The organism is Nocardia sp. NPDC057272 (assembly GCF_042668615.1).
Lineage (GTDB): Bacteria > Actinomycetota > Actinomycetes > Mycobacteriales > Mycobacteriaceae > Nocardia.
Genome location: NZ_JBHUYK010000009.1, coordinates 144,888 through 165,179, shown reverse-complemented (window position 1 = coordinate 165,179; position 20,292 = coordinate 144,888). Strand labels below are relative to the sequence as shown.

Below are 20,292 nucleotides of genomic sequence, written 5' to 3'. Positions count from 1 at the left end.
AGTCGAATCACGGTGCGGCAGCGCGATAAGCGGGGGAGGCGGGAGAGGTCACAAAGTCTCGGTCGGCGATCTCATCGCATTCTCTACACCGAGCTCAGCGGTCCTCGTGGGTGGACGCGGTGACCGGCCAGATCGGCAGGCGAAGGGCGGCGGTCGCGGTGGCGGGAACGACGGGGTTGTTCGGTGCCACCGCGGCGATCCGCTCGTACGGAACGCCCATCGCCGGGCGCGGATCCGGTTCGCCCTTGTTGGGCCACAGCGCGGCCGCGCGTTCGGCCTGGGCGGCGATCGTCAGTGACGGATTGACACCGAGGTTGGCCGAGATCGCCGAACCGTCGACGACGCTGAGACCGGGGTAGCCGTGGACCCGGTGATAGGGGTCGATGACGCCGTCGCTCGCATCGGTACCGATCACGCAACCGCCGATGAAGTGCGCGGTCATCGGGACGTTGAACACATCGGGCCAGGTACTGCCCGGTGTGGCACCGAGTTTCGCGGCGACGTGCCGGGTCGCCTCGTGCCCGGGCGGAATCCACGACGGGTTGGGTTCGCCGAAACCCTGCTTGCTGGTGAACCGGCGGCCGAACACCCCGCGCCGGGTGTAGGTGGTGATCGAATTGTCCAGGCTCTGCATCACCAGCAGCACCAGCGTGCGCTCGCTCCACCGGTTGGTGCGCAGCAGCCGCACGGTCTGCACCGGGTGTCGCCCGGCGATGAGCAGCACCCGCGACCATCGCGGCAGGCGCTGATCGCCGTCGACCAGATAGGTGTTGAGCAATCCCATGGCATTGGATCCCTTGCCGTAGCGCACGGGTTCGACATGGGTGTTCGGCGTGGGATGGAACGAGGACGTGATCGCCACGCCCTTGGTGATGTCGACGGCGGGGTCGACCTCGGTGCGTCCGGCGCCGAGGATGGCCTCGGAGTTGGTGCGGGTGAGCACACCCAGTCGCGGCGAGATCCCGGGAAGCACCTTGGTGTCGCGCATGCGGAACAGCAGGTGCTGGGTGCCCCAGGTGCCCGCGGCCAGGACGACATGTCGCGCCGATCGGGTGGCACGGTGTTTGCGGATCCACTTCCCGGTGCGTTCGGTGTCGACCAGCCAGCTGCCGTCGGGCTGGGGCCGGATCGCGGTCACCGTGGTCATCGGCGAGACCACGGCGCCGGCCTGCTCCGCCAACCCGAGGTAGTTCTTGACGAGGGTGTTCTTGGCGCCGTGACGGCAGCCGGTCATGCATTCCCCGCACTCGATGCAGCCGGTGCGCTCGGGACCGACGCCGCCGAAGTACGGGTCGGCGGCGGTCCGGCCGGGTTCGCCGAAGTACACCCCGACCGGGGTCGGCACGAAGGTGTCACCGACTCCCATCTCGTGGGCCACCGACTCGATGATCGTGTCGGCCGGCGTCATGTGCGGATTGCGCACGACGCCGAGCATGCGGCGGGCCTGGTCGTAATGGGGGCTGAGCTCGGCGTCCCAGTCGGTGATATCGGCCCACTGCCGGTCGCCGAAGAACGCCGATCCCGGTTTGTAGAGGGTGTTGGCGTAGTTGAGCGAACCACCGCCGACCCCGGCGCCTGCCAGGATGAAGCAGTCGCGCAGGCGGTGAATGCGCTGGATGCCGTAGCAACCCAACCGTGGGGCCCACAGATACCGGCGCAGATCCCAGTTGGTCGCGGCGAAGTCCGCGTCCGCGAACCGGCGACCGGCCTCGAGGACGCCCACGGTGTATCCCTTTTCCACCAGGCGCAGGGCGGTGACGCTGCCACCGAACCCGGATCCGACGATCAAGACGTCGTAGTCATAGGAGGGGGCGGCGTTGCCGGGAGAGTCTGCTGACACGGACCCGACGGTAGAAGCCCGCGTGCCGAAGCGACCCATTCGGCGCGCCGACTGGCAGAACTCACGATCTCGGGCGCGGAGTTATGGCACGGATGACAGTCGAAGGTCCGCCCGCGTCCCGCACCTGGTAGGACGGGTGGAAGTTCACCTCGAATATGTTGTAGGTCAACATGATTGATAGGATTTCGAAGTGAGTGGATGGTCCGGGACCGCAGACCTTGGCCGTCCACTCACTCGGGGGAGATACTTGTTCAACCAGCGGGCATCGCGACGCCCGCCGGCGGTCATCTGAGCGCCTTCGGCCGCTCGCGTTCGTCGGGTTGTATGGTGCTCGGCGGCCGCTCGTGCCTTGGCTACGTGCCGGTAACCCGCGCACGGTGCTTGTATATGGGGCACGGGGGTGCAGACTGCGCACGGACCGGGAGTTGCAAATCTCACCCGCAGGACGATGTCCTGGGTAAATGGAAGGAGTCGGCGAGTGTTCAGCCGTATCGCCATCGTGAATCGGGGCGAGGCCGCTATGCGCCTCATCCATGCCGTCCGTGATCTGGCGGCGGCAACCGGGCTACCGATCGAAACCGTAGCCCTGCACACCGACGTGGACCGAAATGCCACCTTCGTCCGGGAAGCCGATATCGCCTACGACCTCGGTCCGGCCTCGGCCCGCCCGTATCTCGACCTCAAAGCCCTAGAGAACGCCCTCGTGGCCACCAAGGCCGACGCGGCCTGGGTCGGCTGGGGCTTCGTCGCCGAGGATCCCGCGTTCGCGGAACTGTGCGACCACATCGGCGTCACCTTCGTCGGGCCGAGCGCCGAGGCGATGCGCAAGCTCGGTGACAAGATCGGCGCCAAGCTGATCGCCGAGGAAGTCGGCGTGCCCGTCGCGCCGTGGAGCCGGGGCGCGGTCGACACCGTCGAAGACGCCATCGAAGCGGCCACCGCGATCGGCTACCCGCTGATGCTGAAGGCCACCGCCGGCGGTGGCGGTCGCGGCATCCGCGTGATCACCAACGAGGCCGAACTCGTCGACGCCTACGAGCGCACCAAGCAGGAGGCCGCCCGCGCCTTCGGCAGCGGCGTCGTCTTCCTGGAACGCCTGGTCACGGGCGCCCGCCACGTCGAGGTCCAGGTGATCGCCGACGGTCAGGGCACCGCGTGGGCGCTGGGTGTGCGCGATTGCTCGGTGCAGCGCCGCAATCAGAAGGTGATCGAGGAATCCTCCTCTCCCGTACTGAGCGCCGAGCAGACCGCCGAACTCAAGGGCTCCGCCGAGCGCCTGGCGATCGCGGTCGGGTACTGCGGCGCGGCGACCGTCGAGTTCCTCTACCACCCCGGTGACCAGCTGTTCGCGTTCCTCGAGGTCAACACCCGCCTGCAGGTCGAGCACCCGATCACCGAGCTCACCACCGGTTTCGACCTGGTGCACGCGCAGCTGCGGGTCGCCTCGGGCATCAAGCTCGAGGGTGAGCCGCCGGTCGAGCGCGGCCATGCCATCGAAGCCCGCCTCAACGCCGAAGACCCCGACCGCGACTTCGCGCCCGCGCCCGGCCGCATCGTGCGCCTCGATCTGCCCGCGGGCCCCGGTATCCGCGTCGACACCGGCGTCAGCCAGGGCGACACGATCCCCGCCGACTTCGACTCGATGATCGCCAAGATCATCGCCTACGGCCGCGATCGCGACGAGGCCCTCGGCCGGCTGCGCCGGGCCATGGCCCAGACCCGCGTCGTCATCGAAGGCGGCGCGACGAACAAGAGTTTCGTCCTCGACCTGCTCGACCAGCCCGAGGTGATCGACGCCAGCGCCGACACCGGCTGGATCGACCGCGTGCGCGGCGAAGGCCGCCTGGTGACCCATCGGCACTCCACCGTCGCGCTGGCGGTGGCCGCGATCGACGCCTACGAGGAAGACGAGCGGGTCGAGCGGCATCGACTGCTCTCGACCGCATCCGGCGGGCGTCCGCAGGTGCAGCACGAGAGCGGTCGGCCGCTGGATCTGAAACTGCGTGGCGCGGGCTACCGCGTGCGCGTGGCCCGGATCGGCGCGCACCGCTTCCGCGTCGGCATCGAGGCCGGTGGCGAATTGCGCACCGCCGATGTCGATCTGGAGCGTTTCGATCACCACACCGGCCAGATCGTCGTCAACGGCACCCGCTACCGCCTGATCACCGGCACCCACGGACCCACCCACGTGGTGGACGTCGACGGCGTGACCCACCGGATCAGCCGCGACGAGGGCGGTGTCGTCCGCTCGCCCGCCCCCGCGCTGGTCGTCGGCACGCCGCTCGAGGTCGGCGCCGAGGTCGAGGCCGGAGCGCCTGTGCTGGTGCTGGAGAGCATGAAGATGGAAACGGTGCTGCGCGCACCGTTCCGGGCCCGGTTGAAAGAATGTGCGGTCTCGGTCGGCACCCAGGTCGAAGCGGGCGCGCCGCTGCTGCGGCTCGAACCGCTCGCCGACGGCGACGAAGCCGCCGAGGCCGAGACCACCGGCACTGTGGAGCTCGATCTGCCCAGCGCGCCGACACCGTTGCGCGCCCACGAGCGCGTGGCCCGCGGTCTGCAGGACCTGAGCAGCTTGCTGCTCGGCTTCGACGTGGACCCGCACGACGACCGTCGCGTCCTCGACGACTACCTCACGGCCCGTCGCGAAGCGGTTGCCGACAGCCTGCGCCCGCTCGCCGAAGAGCTCGAACTGGTGCAGATGTTCGCCGATCTCGCCGAGCTGAGCCACAATCGGTCGGCCGACGACGATCACGGTCAGAGCCACGTCCACAGCGCACGCGAGTACTTCCACACCTACCTGCAGAGCCTCGATGTCGAGCGGGCCGGGCTCCCCGAGTCCTACCAGGCCAAACTCGGTACGGCGCTGCGCCACTACGGGATCACCGAGCTGGACCGCACGCCCGACCTCGAAGCGGCGGTCTTCCGGATCTTCCTCGCGCAGCAGCGTCCCACCGACACCGTCACCGTCGTCACCGCGCTGCTGCGCGAATGGCTGAACGAGCCGATGCCCGACCAGGTGCTGCGCGAACCCGTCGGCCTGGCGCTCGAGCGCCTCGTCGCGGCGACGCAGGTGCGTTTCCCGGTGATCGCCGATCTCGCTCGCGGTCTGGTCTACGCCTGGTACGGCCAGCCGCTGTTGCGCCGCAACCGTGCTCGCGTGTACACCAACGTCCGTAGGCACCTGAGCTACCTGGACGCGAACCCGACCGCCGATGATCGCGGCGCCCGGATCGCCGAAATGGTGCGTAGCACCGAACCCCTGGTGCGGTTGCTCGGCCAGCGGCTCGAGCGCGACAAGCCCGACCACACCTCGATGCTCGAGGTGCTGACCCGGCGTTACTACGGCAACAAGGGCCTCACCGGCGTCCGTACCGAACAGGTCGGCGACACCACGTTCGTCGTGGCCGAACGCTACGGTTCGACGCTGGTCTCGACCGCCGTCGGCTTCGACAAGCTCGACGCCGCACTGGACGGGCTCGCGGAACTGGCGAGCGGCGCCGTCTCCATCGACGCCGACATCTACCTCAGCTGGGAATCGCAGCCCGAGGACTTCGACGCGATGGCCGCGGCCCTGCAGGAGGTGCTCGGCGCGCATCCGGTGCCGAATCAGGTGCACCGGATCACCGCCACCGTCGCGGGCAGCGGCGGCTCGGTCATGCACCACCACTTCACCTTCCGTCCGTCGGTGACCGGGATGGCCGAGGAACGGCTGATCCGCGGACTGCACCCCTACATCGCGCAGCGGATGCAGCTGGAGCGGTTGCGCAAGTTCGACCTCACCCGGTTGCCGTCCTCGGACGAAGAGGTCTACCTGTTCCGCGGCGTGGCCAAGGAGAACCCCTCCGACGAGCGCCTGATCGCCTTCGCTCAGGTCCGCGACCTCGCGGCATTGCGCGATCACGACGGCCGGTTGGTCGCCCTGCCCACCGCCGAGAGCGCCATCGCCACCTGCGTCGACTCGATCCGGCGGGCCCAGTCGCGGTTCCCCTCGGCCAAGCGGCTCAACACCAACCGCATCGTGATGTACATCTGGCCGCACATGGATGTCACCCGCGCGGAGCTCGAGACCATCGGCGGCCACGTGCTGCCGACGGCCGCGGGCGCCGGGCTCGAGGAAATCCTGCTCATCGCCCGCCAGCGCGATCCCGAGACCGGCGAGCTCACCAAGGTCGGCGTGCGCATCTCGTTCCGTCCCGACGGTGGATCCGACGTGACGGTCGGCGAACGGACCGACGAACCCGTCGAGCCGTTGGACGAATACCGGCAGAAGGTGCTGCGCGCCGCGGCCCGCAACACCGTGTACCCGTACGAACTGACCTCGCTGCTCGGCGATTTCGCCGAATACGATCTCGACGCGAACCATGCGCTGGTGCCGGTCGATCGGCCCAAGGGCCACAACACCGCGGCGATCGTCGCCGGTGTGGTGACCACCGTGACCGCGCAGCATCCGCAGGGCGTGACCCGAGTGCTGCTGCTCGGTGACCCCACCAAGTCCCTCGGCGCGCTCTCGGAGCCGGAATGCCGCCGGGTGATCGCCGCGCTGGATCTGGCCGAGAGCCTGCAGGTGCCGCTCGAGTGGTACGCGCTGTCCTCGGGCGCGCGGATCTCGATGTCCTCGGGTACCGAGAACATGGACTGGGTGGCGGCCGCGCTCAAGCGGATCGTCGAGTTCACCCAGGACGGTCGCGAGATCAATATCGTGGTCGCCGGCATCAACGTCGGCGCGCAGCCGTACTGGAACGCCGAGGCCACCATGCTCATGCACACCAAGGGTGTGCTGGTCATGACGCCCGACTCGGCCATGGTGCTCACCGGAAAGCAGTCGCTGGACTTCTCCGGCGGCGTCTCGGCCGAGGATAACTTCGGCATCGGCGGCTACGACCGGGTGATGGGCCCGAACGGGCAGGCGCAGTACTGGGCGCCGAACCTGTCCGCCGCCCGCGATGTGCTGATGGCTCATTACGACCACACCTACGTCGCCCCGGGGGAGCAGGCGCCGCGTCGGGCCGCGACCGGCGATCCCGTCGACCGCGACATCTCGAGCTTCCCGCATGTGCTGGCGGACAGCAGCTTCGCCACCGTCGGCGAGATCTTCTCCGCCCACGCCAACCCGGATCGCAAGAAGCCCTTCGACATTCGCACCGTGATGCGGGCGCTGGCCGACCAGGACCACCCGGTCCTGGAGCGCTGGGCCGGGATGGCAGACGCCGAGACCGCCGTGGTGCACGACGCGCACCTCGGCGGAATCCCGGTGTGCCTGTTGGGAATCGAGTCACGCAATGTGGCGCGACGCGGCTTCCCGTCCACCGACGGCCCCGACACCTACACCGCGGGCACGCTGTTCCCGCGTTCGTCGAAGAAGGCGGCACGGGCCATCAACGCGGCCAGCGGTAACCGGCCGCTGGTGGTGCTGGCGAACCTGTCCGGCTTCGACGGCTCGCCCGAATCGATGCGCAAGCTGCAGCTCGAGTACGGCGCCGAAATCGGCCGCGCCATCGTCAATTTCGACGGCCCCATCGTGTTCTGCGTGATCTCGCGCTACCACGGCGGTGCGTTCGTGGTGTTCTCGAAGGCGCTGAACCCGAACATGACGGTGCTCGCGCTCGAAGGGTCGTTCGCCTCGGTGCTCGGCGGCGCGCCCGCCGCCGCGGTGGTGTTCGCCGGTGAGGTGAAGGCCAGGACCGCGGCCGATCCGCGCGTGCGGGAGCTGGAAAGCCAGGTGGCCAATGCCGTCGGCACCGATCGCGCGACGCTGAGTGCCGAACTCGACGAGACACGGTCCTCGGTGCGCGCGGAGAAGCTGGGCGATGTGGCCGCGGAATTCGACCGCGTGCACAACATTCAGCGCGCGGTCGAGGTCGGTTCGGTGGACGCCATCGTCAGCGTCGCGGATCTGCGTCCGCGCATCATCGACGCGATCGAGGCGCGACTGCCCGCGTAGTACTCGGCGGACCGGGCTCGGGATTCGACCGAGCCCGGTCAGCCGGCGCCGTACAGGCGTAGAACCGACGATCGGAAGTGAGTGGCCGCCGTGGCCGCGTCGACCCGGCCGCCGCGCAGCTGCTGCCCCGCCGCGTGGCCGAGCGCGATCGTCGCGGTGACGAGCCATTCGGTGGACAGATCCGTCGTGAATTCTCCGGTCTCGCGGCCGCGCCGGATCAGCGCGTCGAGGTGCTCCTCGACCGGTACGTGGCGTGCGGCGTCGGCCGCGGAGTCACTGTCGGAGAAGTCGAATCTCGTCTGTTCGGCCAGCATCGTGGCGACGGCGGCGAGGAACCGGTCGAGAGCCGCCGTGGCGGTGCCGGTGTCGAGGTCGGCGGCTTCCAGTGCGTCGAGCGCGCGTCGGCTCTGTTCGTCGCGCACCGACGCCAGCAACATCTCCCTGGTACCGAAGTGCGCGTACGCGGTCTGGCGCGTCACCCCCGCCGCGGCGGCGATCTCGGCCATGCTCGCCTCCGGATGCTCGCCCAGTACCCGGATCGCGGCCGCGACCAGCGCCGACCGGTTGCGTCCTACCTCTACTCGCTGACGGCGCCGCCTTATCTCTGACACAATTGACAATGATAACAGCCCACTTAAAATTGTCAGGTATGTCAGAGATAACTGAACGCGCAGCTCGCAAGCTCGGACACCTGCGGATCGAATGGATCATGATCGGCAGCGTCGCCGACGACGGGCGTGTGCGACGGATTCATCGACTCGCTATGACCCCGAAGTCGTAGGAGTGGTCCTGACCACATCGAATGCCCCTATATCCTGGTCTCTTCGCATCACGAGTAGGAGCGTTCCGATGGCCTTGGCTCGACACTGCGACCGCGATGGTTGCGACAGCTGGCAGCGCATCGATCACGACGTCAACAACCGATGGATCACCGTCGACCTCGGTGCCGGCGACGTGCGGCACTTCGATACCCGCGACTGCCTGCTGCACTGGGCAGCGGCCACCAGCGTCCCGACCGAGGTCTATCCGGCTGTGTAATTTCTCAGATTCGCCACCTAGGGTCGGGTCCGGCCGCAGTACGCCGACCTGCACAGGAAGGAACACTGGCGAAACATGCCGAGCATCACAACGTGCCGAGACGCACTCGAATTGGCGGTGCGTGCTCCCTCGGTGCACAACACCCAACCGTGGCGCTGGCGGATCCAGCGCGGCCGCGTCGATCTGTTCGCCGACTTCGGGCGTCAGGTCCCCGCCACCGACCCCTTGGCGCGCGCTCTCGTGGTGAGCTGCGGCGCCGCGCTGCATCATCTCGAAGTGGCCTTCGCCATGCTGGGCTGGCAGGCCGAGATCGATCGGCTGCCCGACCCGGATCGACCCGACCACCTCGCGAAGGTGCGGTTCACACCGCGTCCGCCGTCGGATCGCGATATCCGGCTGGCCGCCGCCATCCACCTGCGCCAATCCGATCGGCGCCGCTATCCCGGCGTGCCGGTGCCCGCGCGCGACCTGCGTGCGGTGTCGCGATGCGCGGCCCGATTCGGGGCCGCGGCCCGGCACGTCCCCGACAGCATGCTCTCGCAGCTGGCCGCCCCCATGCGCCGAGCCGCCGCCCGGCACGCGACAGACACGAATTACCTGGCGGAACTGGATCAATGGAGCGGCTGCCGCGGCGAGCCCAACGGCATACCTGCCCGCAACGCGCCCGCCGCACGCTCATCGGACGAACTACCGGTGCGGGTGTTCGCCGAAGCGGAACTGTCCGAGTACACCGACGAGCCCGACTCCGCCCACTGGCTGGTCGTGTGCACCCCGCACGACAACCGCGTCTCCCAGCTGCGCGCGGGTCAGGCGACGAGCGCGATCCTGCTGCAGGCCACCTACCTCGGCCTGGCGACGAGCCTGCAATCCGAACCGCTCGGCATGCTGGATCTACGCGACCAGATCCGCACCACGGTCCTCCAGGAATGCGCCTATCCGCACGTCATGATCCGAGTCGGCGTCATGCCGCACGCCGCGGCACCGTTGGAGGCCACCCCGCGCCGCCCGGTGACCGAGGTCATCGAAACGAACTGAATCACCTGGTCGATCGGTGTTTCGACCGGGTCGGCGCGAGGGCGGCTGATTGCTTCGACGGATTGCGGGCATGTCCACGACAGGGCGGTCTCGTCCTCGAAAAGGAGCTGCGCGATGAATCAGTCAGAGAAACAGTTTCCCGATGACGCTCGGACCACTCGCACCCATGCGGGCGAGTCGATCAGAGACACCAGGAATTGGCCCGGATTGATTCTTGCCGCTATCGGGCTGGTGCTGCTCGGTCTCACGCTCACCGCGGCCGGGTACGGCTTCGGCGGCTGGGCCGTGATCGCGGGTGTGGCGTGTGCGGTGTGTCTGGTGGTGGGGATCGGGCTCGTAGTCGCCGAGCACAGGCGGGTGAAGGCGCAGGAGGGTCTCGCCTTGGACGAGCCGCGGGGACACTGAGATGGTCGTCCTGCGGGCGCCGCGCGTCTACCGGCCGCAGGCCGATACCTGGCTGCTCAGTCGTGCGATGCGTGAAGTGCCGTCGCTACCCGGCGGGCGGGTGCTTGACGTCTGCTCGGGGACCGGCGCGCTCACCATGGCCGCCGCCGCGGCGGGTGCCGGCAGTGTGACCGCCGTCGACCTGTCCTGGTCGGCGCTGATGTCGACGTGGATGAACTGCCGGTTGCGCGGCATCGCGGTGGAGTTGCTGCACGGCGATTTCGGATCCGCCTTGCGGCTGCCGCGCTTCGACGTGGTGGTCGCGAATCCGCCCTATGTTCCCGCGAGCCGGGCGACCGGTCGCGGTGCGGCGCTGGCCTGGGACGCGGGCCCCGACGGCCGAAGCGTGCTCGACCGGTTGTGCGCGATGCTGCCGGATCTGCTCACCGAACGTGGCGTCGGCTTGATCGTGCATTCGGCGATCAGCGACCCCGAGCGCAGCCTGTGCCAACTGCGTGGACTGGGCGAGAACGCACACGTCGCGGCGACCGGAACGGTGCCGTTCGGGCCGGTCATGCGGTCTCGCGCCGGATGGTTGGCCGCCAACGGCTTCATCCAGCCCGGTCAGCGCGAGGAGGAACTGGTGGTGATCCGTGTCGACCGAACATCGTCTCCCGTCGCCGACCCAGCCTGAGGCGCGGCGGGTCGTGCTCACCGACGGCGGGCCCGCGCTCATCGACGGTCCCGTCGAGGTGGTCACCCCCGACGGGACGGTCCTGCACTGCGACCGTTTCGTGGTGGCGCTGTGTCTGTGTCGCCGGTCGAGCACCTACCCGCTGTGCGATACGAGCCACCGGCGCCGACGTCATCCGAGGAGTGCCCCATGACGGCTCTGCGATCACTGCCGCGCCCGCGTGGCGAGTTGTCTGCCGCGGTCACCGAATTGCTCACGCGGACACCGGGTTCGGCGGTTCCCGAGGTCGGCCGCCTCGACCCCTACGGCGAGGATCTTCTGCTGACCCTGCACACCTGCTACGAGCTGCACTATCAGGGATTCGGCGGTGTCGACGAGAATTGGGAGTGGGACCCCGACCTGCTGCGCCTGCGTCGCGACCTGGAGAACCAGCTGCTCACAGCCCTGCATGCCGATGTCCCCGGCGGCGAGGACGTCGAGGCAGAACTCGACCGTCTCCTCGAACCGACCCGTGACACCGACGGCATCGCGGGATTCCTCGCCGAGCGGGGGACGGCCGACCGGTTGCGCGAATACTTCGTCCACCGCTCGATCTATCACCACATCGAAGCCGACCCGTATGCCTGGGTGATCCCGCGCCTGCGCGGACAGGTGAAGGCGTCGCTGGTGGCGGTCGAGTTCGACGAGTTCGGCGCCGGCCGCGGCGAACGCGTGCACGCGCGACTCTTCGCCGATCTGCTGGCCGGCGCCGACCTCGAGCCGGGCTACCTGCACTACCTCGACACCGTGCCCGCGCCGATGCTGGCGCTGGTGGACATGATGACGTTGTTCGGCCTGCACCGTGGCCTGCGCGGCGCGCTGATCGGCCATTTCGCGAATGCCGAGATCACCTCGCCGCCTGCGTCGCGTCGGTTGGCCGAGCTCGCCCGCACGCTGCTCCCGCATCCCGCGTGCGCGCATTTCTACGCCGAACACGTCGAAGCCGACGCAGTGCACGAACAGGTGATGCGCCGCGATGTCATCGCCGGATTGCTGGCCACCGAACCCGGCCAGGCCGCCTCGGTCGTGTTCGGCATCCAGGCGACGAACCTGCTCGAGGATCGCTTCGCCGATCACGTACTGACGTGCTGGAACGAGGATCGCAGCTCGTTACGCGAGGTGCTCAGTGCACCCGTCGCACCTGTGTGAAGGCGATCTCGACGGGGTAACCGCCCTGTTCCCGGTCGTAGGTCTCGTGGTCGGCGGCGAGGTGGTCGGTGATCGAGTGCATCACGTGCCAGCCGAATCCGGTCGTGTCGATCGGGTGGTCGCTGTCACAGACCGCGGTGACAGCGATCCGGATCCGGAATCCGTCGGCGGTCACCTCGCAGTGGATCTGGGATTCGGGTACCGCGTCGAGGATCAGGCAGGTGGCCGCCTCGTCGAGTGCTACGCGGATGTCGGCTACCTCGTCGACGGTGAAACCGGCGATCAAGGCGACGGTTTCGGCGACCGCCCGGAGCATGACAACCTGGCTCAGATCGGCGTCGATCTGGACGCGGGTCGATGTCGCACGGGTCGAGGTGATGATCCGGTCGCTCGAATCCACGATGTCCTCCTCCCGAGCGTGCGCGGAGTGGCTTCATCGAGCGCATACCCAGGATCAGGGTGAGCGAAACGGCCTGTCAGTGACCTGGTTCCGATCGGGAGGCCTCGTCGATCGACAGGTAACACCGGAACAGCGGCCGCACACCGACCAGATCCAGTGCTCGCTCCACCTCGCGGGTGCCGGTGAGCAGGCGGATGTCGACCCGGTGCGTCCACGCCTCGACCTTGGCGTCGCGCAGCATCGCCGCGACGCGGATACTCAGGAATTCGGTGTCGCGCAGGTCGATGACGACGACGCGTGCACCCGAACGCACGGAGCGATCGAGGAGCGAACGGAATCGCGGCAGGCGCGCCGCGTCGAGCTCGATGCCGCCCTGGAGTACCCAGCAGCCAGGTCGTCCCGGGTCGCGCAAGGCCAGCTCCGCCGCGGCATCCGCGGAGCATCCGCGGTACCAGCGCAGCCGACTCGAATGCCGACGATCCGTGACCACAGACATAGAACCTCCTGTGCGACAGGAATGACCGGTCGTCGCTGCCGACAGGCATCTACCGGCTGGGGGGAGCGGTAGACGAGGACCGGGGTCGGCTGGAGGTCTCAACCTGGAACAATTCTGGCACGTGTCAGCGCCGCTGTCACTGAGTCGATGTCGGCTCGGCGAGCGCTTGCTCACGCAGGAAGGTCAAGGTCCGCGACAGGATCCGCGAGACCTGCATCTGCGAGACACCCAGGTGCTCGGCGATCTGGCCCTGCGTCTGGGACTCGTAGAAACGCATGATCAGCACCTGCCGTTCCTCGGCGGGCAGCGCGGCGATCAGCGGGCGGACCGCCATCGCGTCCTCGGTGAGTTGGTAGCAGGGCTCGTCGCTGCCGAGCGTGTCGGTGATCGGCTGGGTGGAGTTGTCCCGGCCGTCGTGGGTGACGCCGTCGATGGAGTTGGTCTGGTAGCCGTTGCCCGCGACCAGCGTGCGGGTCACCTCGACCAGGTCGACATCGAGCTCGTCGGCGAGTTCGTGCGCGGTGGGGAACCGGCCGAGCCGCTGCGAAAGTTCTTCGGTGGCGGGCCCGATCCTGAGCTGGATCTCCTTGAGCCGTCGCGGCACCCGCACCGCCCACGTGCGATCACGGAAGTGCCTGCGCACCTCACCCATGATCGTGGGGATCGCGAAGGACAGAAAGGAGGAGCCGCGGGTGACGTCATAGCGATCTACGGCGAGCACCAGCCCCACCCTGGCGGTCTGCTCGAGGTCGTCGAACTGCTCGCCACGGCCGTTGAACTTGCGCGCGATGTGATCGGCGAGCGGCAAGCACAGTTCGATGACCTGTGCGCGTACGGTGTCGTGGTGTTCGTCGCCGGGCTCGAGCGCCCGCAGCTTCTCGAACCACGGTTCGATGTTGTCGTAGCTGTCGCCGTGCGAATGAGATCGCCGGGCGGTCGAACGGTCGGCCGAAGCTGTCGTTGATTCCCATGTCATCGCTACTTGCCTCACTTCCAGGCGGTTGCAGATGTGTTCATGGGGTACCCACCGGGACCCGGGGCTATGCCCTACCCACGAGGCTAGCGCGCAATGGTCACGACTTGGCAGGTCCGTGCAATCGCCGGATCCAGCCGAATTCGACCGTGGTGGGGTAGCCGTCGCGGGCCGCGTCGAACCCGGCGTAGTCGGTGCGCAGCGCGTCGGTCAGCGTCGCGACGACATGCCAGCCGAAGGACTGCTCATCGAGGGCGGTGGGCTCTCGTGCCACTGCGCTCACCCGGGCGCCGAGCGCTCCGTCCCCACCGGTGAACGCGCAATCGAGCAGGGAGTCCGGCGTCGCGACCAGCATCAACGCGGTGGCGACCTCGTCGAGGGCCAGCAGCAGGTCGGTGACCTCGTCGAGCGCGAAACCACCCACGAGCAGCACCGTCTCGGCGAGGGCGTGCACCATGCTCAGCTGGTCCAGTTCGGCGGGCACCTGGAACCCGACAGTTCTCGAGCGGGGAGCGGTGTCGCGATCTCGAGCCCGCACGCCACCTCCCTCATCCACTACTGTTTGTCGGAGGTTACCCCGTAACCGCCGGGTCACGCCTCGAGCTCATTTCGGGTCGTTACCTGTCGACTCCGGTTCTCCCGGTCGCCTGCCCCGGGTCTTGCGCATCACCAGTACCACCGCGACGAGGGCAACCAAAGCCACGATCGCAATTATCTCCATACGCGCCGCTTACCCCACGAGCCGAGTCCGAACCGCTGTTTGCCCCGCCGATAACGCGGTAGTCCGTCGAAGAAGTGGCAGGCCGTTCTCCGAATTCCCGCGCGCGACGAAGGGACGACGAAATACCATGACCGACCGCGATATTCCGTCCGAATTCACCCATCCGCCGACTCCGCCCGATGAGGACGCCGGGACACCGTGTGAGCAGGCGGGTCCGGCAGCCGACCAGCAGGGGCCCGCGCTGCGCAGCCTCACGGGTGCGCCCATTCCCGGTGACGCGAACGTGCGCGCCCAGCAGGGGCCTCGGCTGACCACCCCGCAGGGTGCGGGGGTGGCCGACACCGATCACGCGCTCAAGGCGGGACCGCGCGGCCCGACGCTGCTGCAGGACTTCCATCTGCGCGAGAAGATCACCCACTTCGATCACGAACGCATCCCCGAGCGGGTCGTGCACGCGCGGGGCACCGCCGCCCACGGTGTGTTCGTCGCCAACGGCGCCGCCGCGTCGCTGACCCGCGCGAAGTTCCTGGCCGCCGACGCGCGCACCCCGGTCTTCGTACGGTTCTCGACGGTGCTCGGCTCACGCGGGTCGGCCGACACGGTGCGCGACACCCGCGGTTTCGCGGTGAAGTTCTATACCGGCGAAGGGGTCTATGACCTGGTCGGTAACAACATTCCGGTGTTCTTCATCCAGGAAGCGATCAAATTCCCCGATGTGATCCACGCGGGCAAACCCGAGCCGGATCGGGAGATCCCGCAAGCGCAGTCCGCTCACGACACCTTCTGGGATTTCGTCACCCTGCACACCGAGGCGACCGCCCATACCTTCTGGAACATGTCGGACCGGGCGCTGCCACGGTCGTTGCGGATGATGGAGGGATTCGGCGTCCACACCTATCGTCTCGTCGCCGAGGACGGCACGACGAGTCTGGTGAAATTCCACTGGAAGCCGCGCCTGGGCGTGCATTCGATGCTGTGGGAGGAAACGCAGCTCACGGCCGGTTTCGACCCGGATTTCCATCGCCGGGATCTGGCCGACACGATCGCGGCAGGCTACGCACCGGAATGGGATTTCGGTGTGCAGGTGTTTCCCGACACGCCCGAGCACCTCTTCGAGGGCATCGATCTGCTCGACCCGACCAAGATCGTCCCCGAAGAACTCGCGCCGGTGCGGACCATCGGCACCTTGCGGCTCACGGCGAATCCGGAGAACTTCTTCGCCGAAACCGAACAGGTGGCCTTCTGCCCCACGCACCTGGTTCCGGGCATCGAGGTCACCGACGACCCGCTGCTGCAGGGCAGGCTGTTCTCCTATCTCGACACCCAGATCAGCCGGCTCGGCGGCCCGAATTTCACCCAGTTGCCGATCAATACGCCGCACGCCGACGTGAACGACCTCTTTCGGGACGGGATGCACCAGGGTGCCGTGCACCCCGGAGTCGCTGCCTACAAACCCAATTCGCTCGGCGGCGGTTGCCCCTACGCGGCGAGTTTCGCCGGCGAAGCCTTCGTCGAATCGCCGACACCCATTCCGCGGCCGACCGCGAAACTGCGGACCTCCGCCAACAGTGCGGGATCGGTGTCGTTCGCCGACCATTACTCGCAGCCGCGCATGTTCTATCGCAGCCTGACCACCGGCGAACAGCGGCATCTCGCCGACGCGTTCTCGTTCGAACTCGGGAAATGCCAGTCCGAGACGATCCAGCGGCGCGCTCTGCAGATGCTGGTCAATGTCGACGACGGGCTGGCCGAGTACGTCGCCGGTCAACTCGGCCTCGACAAGCCCGCCCCGAACAGCGACCATGTCGACCTCGCACCGAGTCCCGCGTTGTCGCAGCGACACGGCAGCTTCCCGGTGGACGGGCGAGCGGTGGCCCTGCTGGTCGACGACACCACCTCGGGCGACGCGATACGGGAGGTCTCGACCGCGCTGGAAGAGGCCAGGGTCCGGCCGATGGTCGTCGCGGCGCGCGGCGGTGTCATCGACGGTGTGCCGGTGGCACGGACTTTCGCCACCATGCGATCGGTCGAATTCGATGGCGCGCTGTTACTGGCCGCGTCGGCGGACTCCCGCGTGAACCTGCTGGTCGAGGAGATGTGGCGGCACGGCAAGGCGATCGCCGCGGTCGGCACAGCGGCCTCGGTGCTGCAGCGCAACGACATCGAACCCGATGCACCGGGAATCACCGTCGCCGACGCGGTGGCAGCGACGAGCGCGCTGCTCACCGATCTCGCCGAGCATCGTGCGTGGGCGCGCATCGAAGCCGACGCCTGACCCGCACCGGCACTGTGCGCGTGCGTCGTTTCGAGTGCGAGTGCGCGGGCATCCCACCAAGTGTGGCGATCGGCCGAATGTGGAACGGGCGCCGAAGAACCGGCTCAGCCACGCTTTCGTAGGACGGTGTCGACACCGGAGTTACCTCGGGGCAGGTCGAGCGCACCATCACGATGCCAACGGCGTCATCGCGGTGCGCGCTCGACCTGCGTCGCGGCTTTTCGCGGGTGCCCAACGGCGTGCGCCCGCCGCAACACCCGATGACAGGAGGCGATGATGTTCGCGATCGAGCGCACCGAGTCGAGCCCGGTGCCGACACCGCCGGAACCCACACCACCAGGCCCTCCGCCGGACCCGTTCCTGCCGAACCCGGGCGATCCGGTGCCCGCCCCACCCAGCCCGCCGAGCCCGGATCCGATTCCTCGCCCGCCGGGCCCACCCGACCCGGATCCGGTGCCCCCGCCGCCGAGCCCGCCCGGCCCCGATCCGGTGCCCGCCCCGCCGTCTCCGCCCGGTCCCGGTGATCCGGTGCCTGTTCCGCCTGAGCCGCCCGGCCCCGACGTACCCCCGCCGCCGATCCTTCGAGGTCTCACCGAGACACTCGATCCCGGCTCGGCTCGGACCGCGCCCTCGGTGTCACCGCGCCCCGGCCTCGCGGCGCGGCTATAGGCAATCAGGGAGGTCGGTTCGATGGACCACCGCACGGCCCCGCTGGTCGCCGCGGTAGCCGACTACCGCGGGCTCAGCCGCTACGGATTCACCCCCATCGGCGCGAGCGGTTACCAAAGCCGCCGACGGGTTGCGCGCCCACCGTCGGCCGGATCGCCGCCGAGTAACTCACCCCGTACCCACCCGGTATTCCCGCGATCGTGCCGGGCGAGCGGATCGACGCGGCCGTCGTGGATTATCTGCGCACCGGAGTCGCCGCGGAAGCATGAACGGGCCCGACGCGAGCCATCCGCGGCTGGACATCATCCGCGTGGTCGCGGGTCGCCGCTAACCGTTGGCGTCCGCCTGGGCGCCTTCGTGCGCGGTCAGCAGGACGTGGTCGAGCCGGGTGCGCAACCGCACCTCGTCACCGGCCACGGTCGGCAGCGCGGCCACCAGCCGTTCGGCGATGGCGCGCAGCTTCACGTTGGTCTCCTGTGAGCGCCACTGGAGTACCCGGAACGCCTGGTCGGCGTTGACGCTGTAGGCCAGCATCAACGCGCCTTTGGCCTGTTCGATCACCATGCGCGCCTCCAGCAGCCCCGGCAGGGTGCTGTCGAGTGCCTCGCGCCGGTATCCGGCCGCGGTGTCGGACAGGTCGATGTAATAGCCCTCGGTGCCGATCACCGTGCCGTCCGCGTCGATGAGCGGCTCCGACACGACCAGCACATCGCGTACCCGGCCGTGCGTATCGATGATGCGGTGGTGGCTGGAGAACGCGCCGCTGTCCTCGACCGAGGTGATCATGGCCGCGACCCGATCACGATCGTCGGGATGCTTGTGCGAGAGCAGCATCTCGGTGGTCGGCACGGTGCCGGGCTGGTAGCCGTGCATCCGCGCGACCTCATCGGACCATTCCCATTGCCGGGTGGCGAATCGAAACCGGAATCGGCCGACCGTCAACGAGTCGCCGACCCCGACCACGCGTTCGACAAGCGCGCGCTCTGCGGTGGATGCGTTGTCCAGTTCGGTCATGCGTTGATTATTCACCCTGGGCGCCGCGCCTGTTTGCACCTGACAGACCCGGGTAGGCCGTCGATGGGTCCCCAGGACGGCCCACGGCCACCGAGTGGCCGAGAAACAGCCTGAAAGGAATGCCATGGGTATCGCTGACAAGGCGAAGAACAAGGCCGAAGAGCTGGCGGGCAAGGCCAAGGAAACCACCGGCCGCGCCACCGACGATCGCGATCTCGAGAACGAGGGTCGCGGCGAGCAGGTCAAGTCGAACCTGAAGGACGCGGGCGAGAAGGTCAAGGACGCTTTCCGCGACTGACCGGTCACGCCGCCCGGGTCATCAGTCCTTCACCGGACCGATGACCCGGGCCCGCTCCGCAGGTGCTGGAGGTGAGAAGTGTCCGCGCACGTACCGACGGTCGGCGTCGAGGAAGAGTTCCTGCTGACCGATCCCGAGTCCGGCGCGCCCGCGCCGAAGAACACGCTGGTCGCCGAGACGGCGAAGAAGGCCGGGATCGATCTGCAGCTGGAGCTGACGAGCTGTCAGGTCGAGACGAGCAGCGCGGTGCACTCCGAGATCGGCGCCTTGCTGGCGGACTTGCGGACCGCACGGCGCCGGGTGGCCGAATGCGCGGCCGAGCACGGCACCCGGTTGCTGGCGGTCGCGGTTCCGCCGACTGTCCCCGAGGGATACCCGGTCACCGATACGCCGCGCTATCAGCGCATCGCGCACGCTTTCGGCATGATCGCCCACGAGCAGGGGCTGTGCGGGTGCCACGTGCACGTGGCGGTGCCCGACCGCGAAACCGCGGTGCTGGTGAGCAATCATGTCCGGCCACGGTTGCCGGTACTGCTCGCCTTGACCGCGAATTCGGCGATCTACCGCGGTAGCGAGACCGGCTACGCGAGTTGGCGCAGTATTTTGTGGCGCCGGTGGCCCAGCGCGGGTCCGCCGCCGTATTTCGGGTCGCTGCGTGACTACGAATCGATCGTCGCGATGATGCGATCCAGCGGCAGCATCCTGGACAACAAGATGGTCTATTGGGATGTCCGCCCGTCGGAATCCTTTCCGACCGTCGAGGTCCGCGTGAGCGATGTTCCGGCGACAGCCGAGGAATCCGCCTTGCTGGCCGCCCTCATCCGCGGAATCGTCACTACCGCGCTCGACGCGATCGCGCAGGACATTCCCGCTCCCAACGTGCCCGGCGAAGTCCTGCGCGCCGCCTATTGGAACGCCGCGCGATCCGGGCTCGACGGCAACGGCCTCGACCTCGTCGCGGGTCGCGTCGTTCCCCACCGGGACCTGCTGGCCGGGCTCGTCGAGGACATCGCATCGGCACTGCATCGTTGTGGTGATCACGACTTCGTCACCGATGCGGTCAGGGCGCTCGGCGAGCGCGGAAACGGCGCGCGCCGGCAGCTGGCGGCGATGAATCGACGACGCGAGATCGCCGATGTGATCGGCGAGCTCGCCGACGCCACCCTCGAGGGCTGCCGCTGATCGCGACGCCGGGCGCATCAGATCCATCACAATCGCAGACACAGTCGATGTGGCGTGCTGAAATGGAACCACCAGCCGGTCTTGAGGAACCAGGACCGGCCGGGGCAGTGTGTACACCTGCCGGTGTCGAGGGATCGGGCACTC

General features: G+C 68.3%; 19 protein-coding genes and 1 pseudogene. 13 read left to right on the top strand and 7 right to left on the bottom strand.

Annotated features, from left to right (window positions below; genetic code table 11):
• Positions 1-94: 94 nt before the first annotated feature.
• Positions 95-1,840 carry an FAD-dependent oxidoreductase gene (locus tag ACFULV_RS15555; RefSeq protein ID WP_378630167.1) on the bottom strand — a complete coding sequence of 582 codons (1,746 nt, stop codon included), beginning with the start codon at positions 1,838-1,840 and terminating at the stop codon, positions 95-97.
• Between the two features lie 478 nt (positions 1,841-2,318).
• On the opposite strand from ACFULV_RS15555, the gene ACFULV_RS15550 reads away from it, so the two are divergent.
• Positions 2,319-7,781, top strand: coding sequence for a carboxyl transferase domain-containing protein (locus tag ACFULV_RS15550; protein ID WP_378657019.1), 5,463 nt, complete (start codon positions 2,319-2,321; stop codon positions 7,779-7,781).
• Positions 7,782-7,819: 38 nt separating this feature from the next.
• Here the strand turns inward: ACFULV_RS15550 and ACFULV_RS15545 are convergent, their stop codons facing one another.
• On the bottom strand, positions 7,820-8,392 hold the full coding sequence (locus ACFULV_RS15545; RefSeq protein ID WP_378657017.1) for a TetR family transcriptional regulator: 573 nt from the start codon (positions 8,390-8,392) through the stop codon (positions 7,820-7,822).
• A gap of 38 nt (positions 8,393-8,430) precedes the next feature.
• Here ACFULV_RS15545 and ACFULV_RS15540 point away from each other — a divergent pair, with 38 nt between their 5' ends.
• From ACFULV_RS15540 to ACFULV_RS15510, 7 genes are all read left to right on the top strand, one after another.
• Positions 8,431-8,562: a hypothetical protein gene (locus ACFULV_RS15540; RefSeq protein ID WP_378657014.1), complete on the top strand. Its 132-nt coding sequence runs from the start codon at positions 8,431-8,433 to the stop codon at positions 8,560-8,562.
• A 68-nt stretch (positions 8,563-8,630) separates the two neighbouring features.
• A complete protein-coding gene (locus ACFULV_RS15535) occupies positions 8,631-8,819 on the top strand; it encodes a hypothetical protein (RefSeq protein WP_056823023.1) in 189 nt (62 codons plus the stop codon).
• A 75-nt stretch (positions 8,820-8,894) separates the two neighbouring features.
• The gene (locus ACFULV_RS15530) at positions 8,895-9,854 is read left to right on the top strand and encodes an Acg family FMN-binding oxidoreductase (RefSeq protein ID WP_378657011.1); all 960 of its coding nucleotides are present in this window, start codon (positions 8,895-8,897) and stop codon (positions 9,852-9,854) included.
• Positions 9,855-9,968: 114 nt separating this feature from the next.
• Positions 9,969-10,259 (top strand): hypothetical protein, encoded by a 291-nt coding sequence (locus tag ACFULV_RS15525; RefSeq protein WP_378657008.1) that lies wholly within the window; start codon positions 9,969-9,971, stop codon positions 10,257-10,259.
• A gap of 1 nt (position 10,260) precedes the next feature.
• Entirely contained in the window at positions 10,261-10,932 is a 672-nt protein-coding gene (locus tag ACFULV_RS15520; protein WP_378657005.1) for a HemK2/MTQ2 family protein methyltransferase, read from the top strand.
• A complete protein-coding gene (locus ACFULV_RS15515; RefSeq protein ID WP_378657002.1) occupies positions 10,892-11,125 on the top strand; it encodes a CDGSH iron-sulfur domain-containing protein in 234 nt (77 codons plus the stop codon). Before ACFULV_RS15520 ends, ACFULV_RS15515 begins: the two co-directional genes overlap by 41 nt.
• Positions 11,122-12,120: an iron-containing redox enzyme family protein gene (locus ACFULV_RS15510; protein WP_378656999.1), complete on the top strand. Its 999-nt coding sequence runs from the start codon at positions 11,122-11,124 to the stop codon at positions 12,118-12,120. The genes ACFULV_RS15515 and ACFULV_RS15510 overlap by 4 nt, the downstream gene beginning before the upstream one ends.
• Here ACFULV_RS15510 and ACFULV_RS15505 read toward each other — a convergent pair.
• The 4 genes from ACFULV_RS15505 to ACFULV_RS15490 all read right to left on the bottom strand — a co-directional run bounded on the left by ACFULV_RS15505 (position 12,095) and on the right by ACFULV_RS15490 (position 14,527).
• Positions 12,095-12,520, bottom strand: coding sequence for an ATP-binding protein (locus ACFULV_RS15505; RefSeq protein ID WP_378656996.1), 426 nt, complete (start codon positions 12,518-12,520; stop codon positions 12,095-12,097). The genes ACFULV_RS15510 and ACFULV_RS15505 overlap by 26 nt on opposite strands.
• Positions 12,521-12,596: 76 nt before the next feature.
• Entirely contained in the window at positions 12,597-13,016 is a 420-nt protein-coding gene (locus ACFULV_RS15500) for an STAS domain-containing protein (protein ID WP_378630187.1), read from the bottom strand.
• A gap of 136 nt (positions 13,017-13,152) precedes the next feature.
• The gene (locus ACFULV_RS15495) at positions 13,153-13,992 is read right to left on the bottom strand and encodes an RNA polymerase sigma factor SigF (RefSeq protein WP_378630189.1); all 840 of its coding nucleotides are present in this window, start codon (positions 13,990-13,992) and stop codon (positions 13,153-13,155) included.
• A 97-nt stretch (positions 13,993-14,089) separates the two neighbouring features.
• Complete coding sequence (locus ACFULV_RS15490; protein ID WP_378656994.1) at positions 14,090-14,527, bottom strand: anti-sigma factor; 438 nt, start codon at positions 14,525-14,527, stop codon at positions 14,090-14,092.
• Between the two features lie 310 nt (positions 14,528-14,837).
• Here ACFULV_RS15490 and ACFULV_RS15485 point away from each other — a divergent pair, with 310 nt between their 5' ends.
• The 3 genes and pseudogenes from ACFULV_RS15485 to ACFULV_RS15475 all read left to right on the top strand — a co-directional run.
• Entirely contained in the window at positions 14,838-16,985 is a 2,148-nt protein-coding gene (locus tag ACFULV_RS15485; protein ID WP_378656991.1) for a catalase, read from the top strand.
• Positions 16,986-17,261: 276 nt separating this feature from the next.
• Positions 17,262-17,654, top strand: a complete 393-nt coding sequence (locus ACFULV_RS15480; RefSeq protein ID WP_378656989.1) for a hypothetical protein — start codon at positions 17,262-17,264, stop codon at positions 17,652-17,654.
• 146 nt (positions 17,655-17,800) lie between these two features.
• Positions 17,801-17,985 (top strand): annotated as a pseudogene (locus tag ACFULV_RS15475) (ornithine decarboxylase); the annotation flags it as partial.
• On the opposite strand, the gene ACFULV_RS15470 reads toward ACFULV_RS15475, so the two are convergent.
• A complete protein-coding gene (locus ACFULV_RS15470; RefSeq protein ID WP_378656987.1) occupies positions 17,982-18,668 on the bottom strand; it encodes a PAS and ANTAR domain-containing protein in 687 nt (228 codons plus the stop codon). The pseudogene ACFULV_RS15475 and the gene ACFULV_RS15470 sit on opposite strands and share 4 nt — an antisense overlap.
• Before the next feature lie 124 nt (positions 18,669-18,792).
• On the opposite strand from ACFULV_RS15470, the gene ACFULV_RS15465 reads away from it, so the two are divergent.
• Together ACFULV_RS15465 and ACFULV_RS15460 are read left to right on the top strand one after the other, a co-directional pair.
• Positions 18,793-18,966, top strand: a complete 174-nt coding sequence (locus ACFULV_RS15465) for a CsbD family protein (protein WP_378630197.1) — start codon at positions 18,793-18,795, stop codon at positions 18,964-18,966.
• Positions 18,967-19,044: 78 nt separating this feature from the next.
• Complete coding sequence (locus tag ACFULV_RS15460) at positions 19,045-20,148, top strand: glutamate--cysteine ligase (protein ID WP_378656985.1); 1,104 nt, start codon at positions 19,045-19,047, stop codon at positions 20,146-20,148.
• The last annotated feature ends 144 nt before the right edge of the window (positions 20,149-20,292 follow it).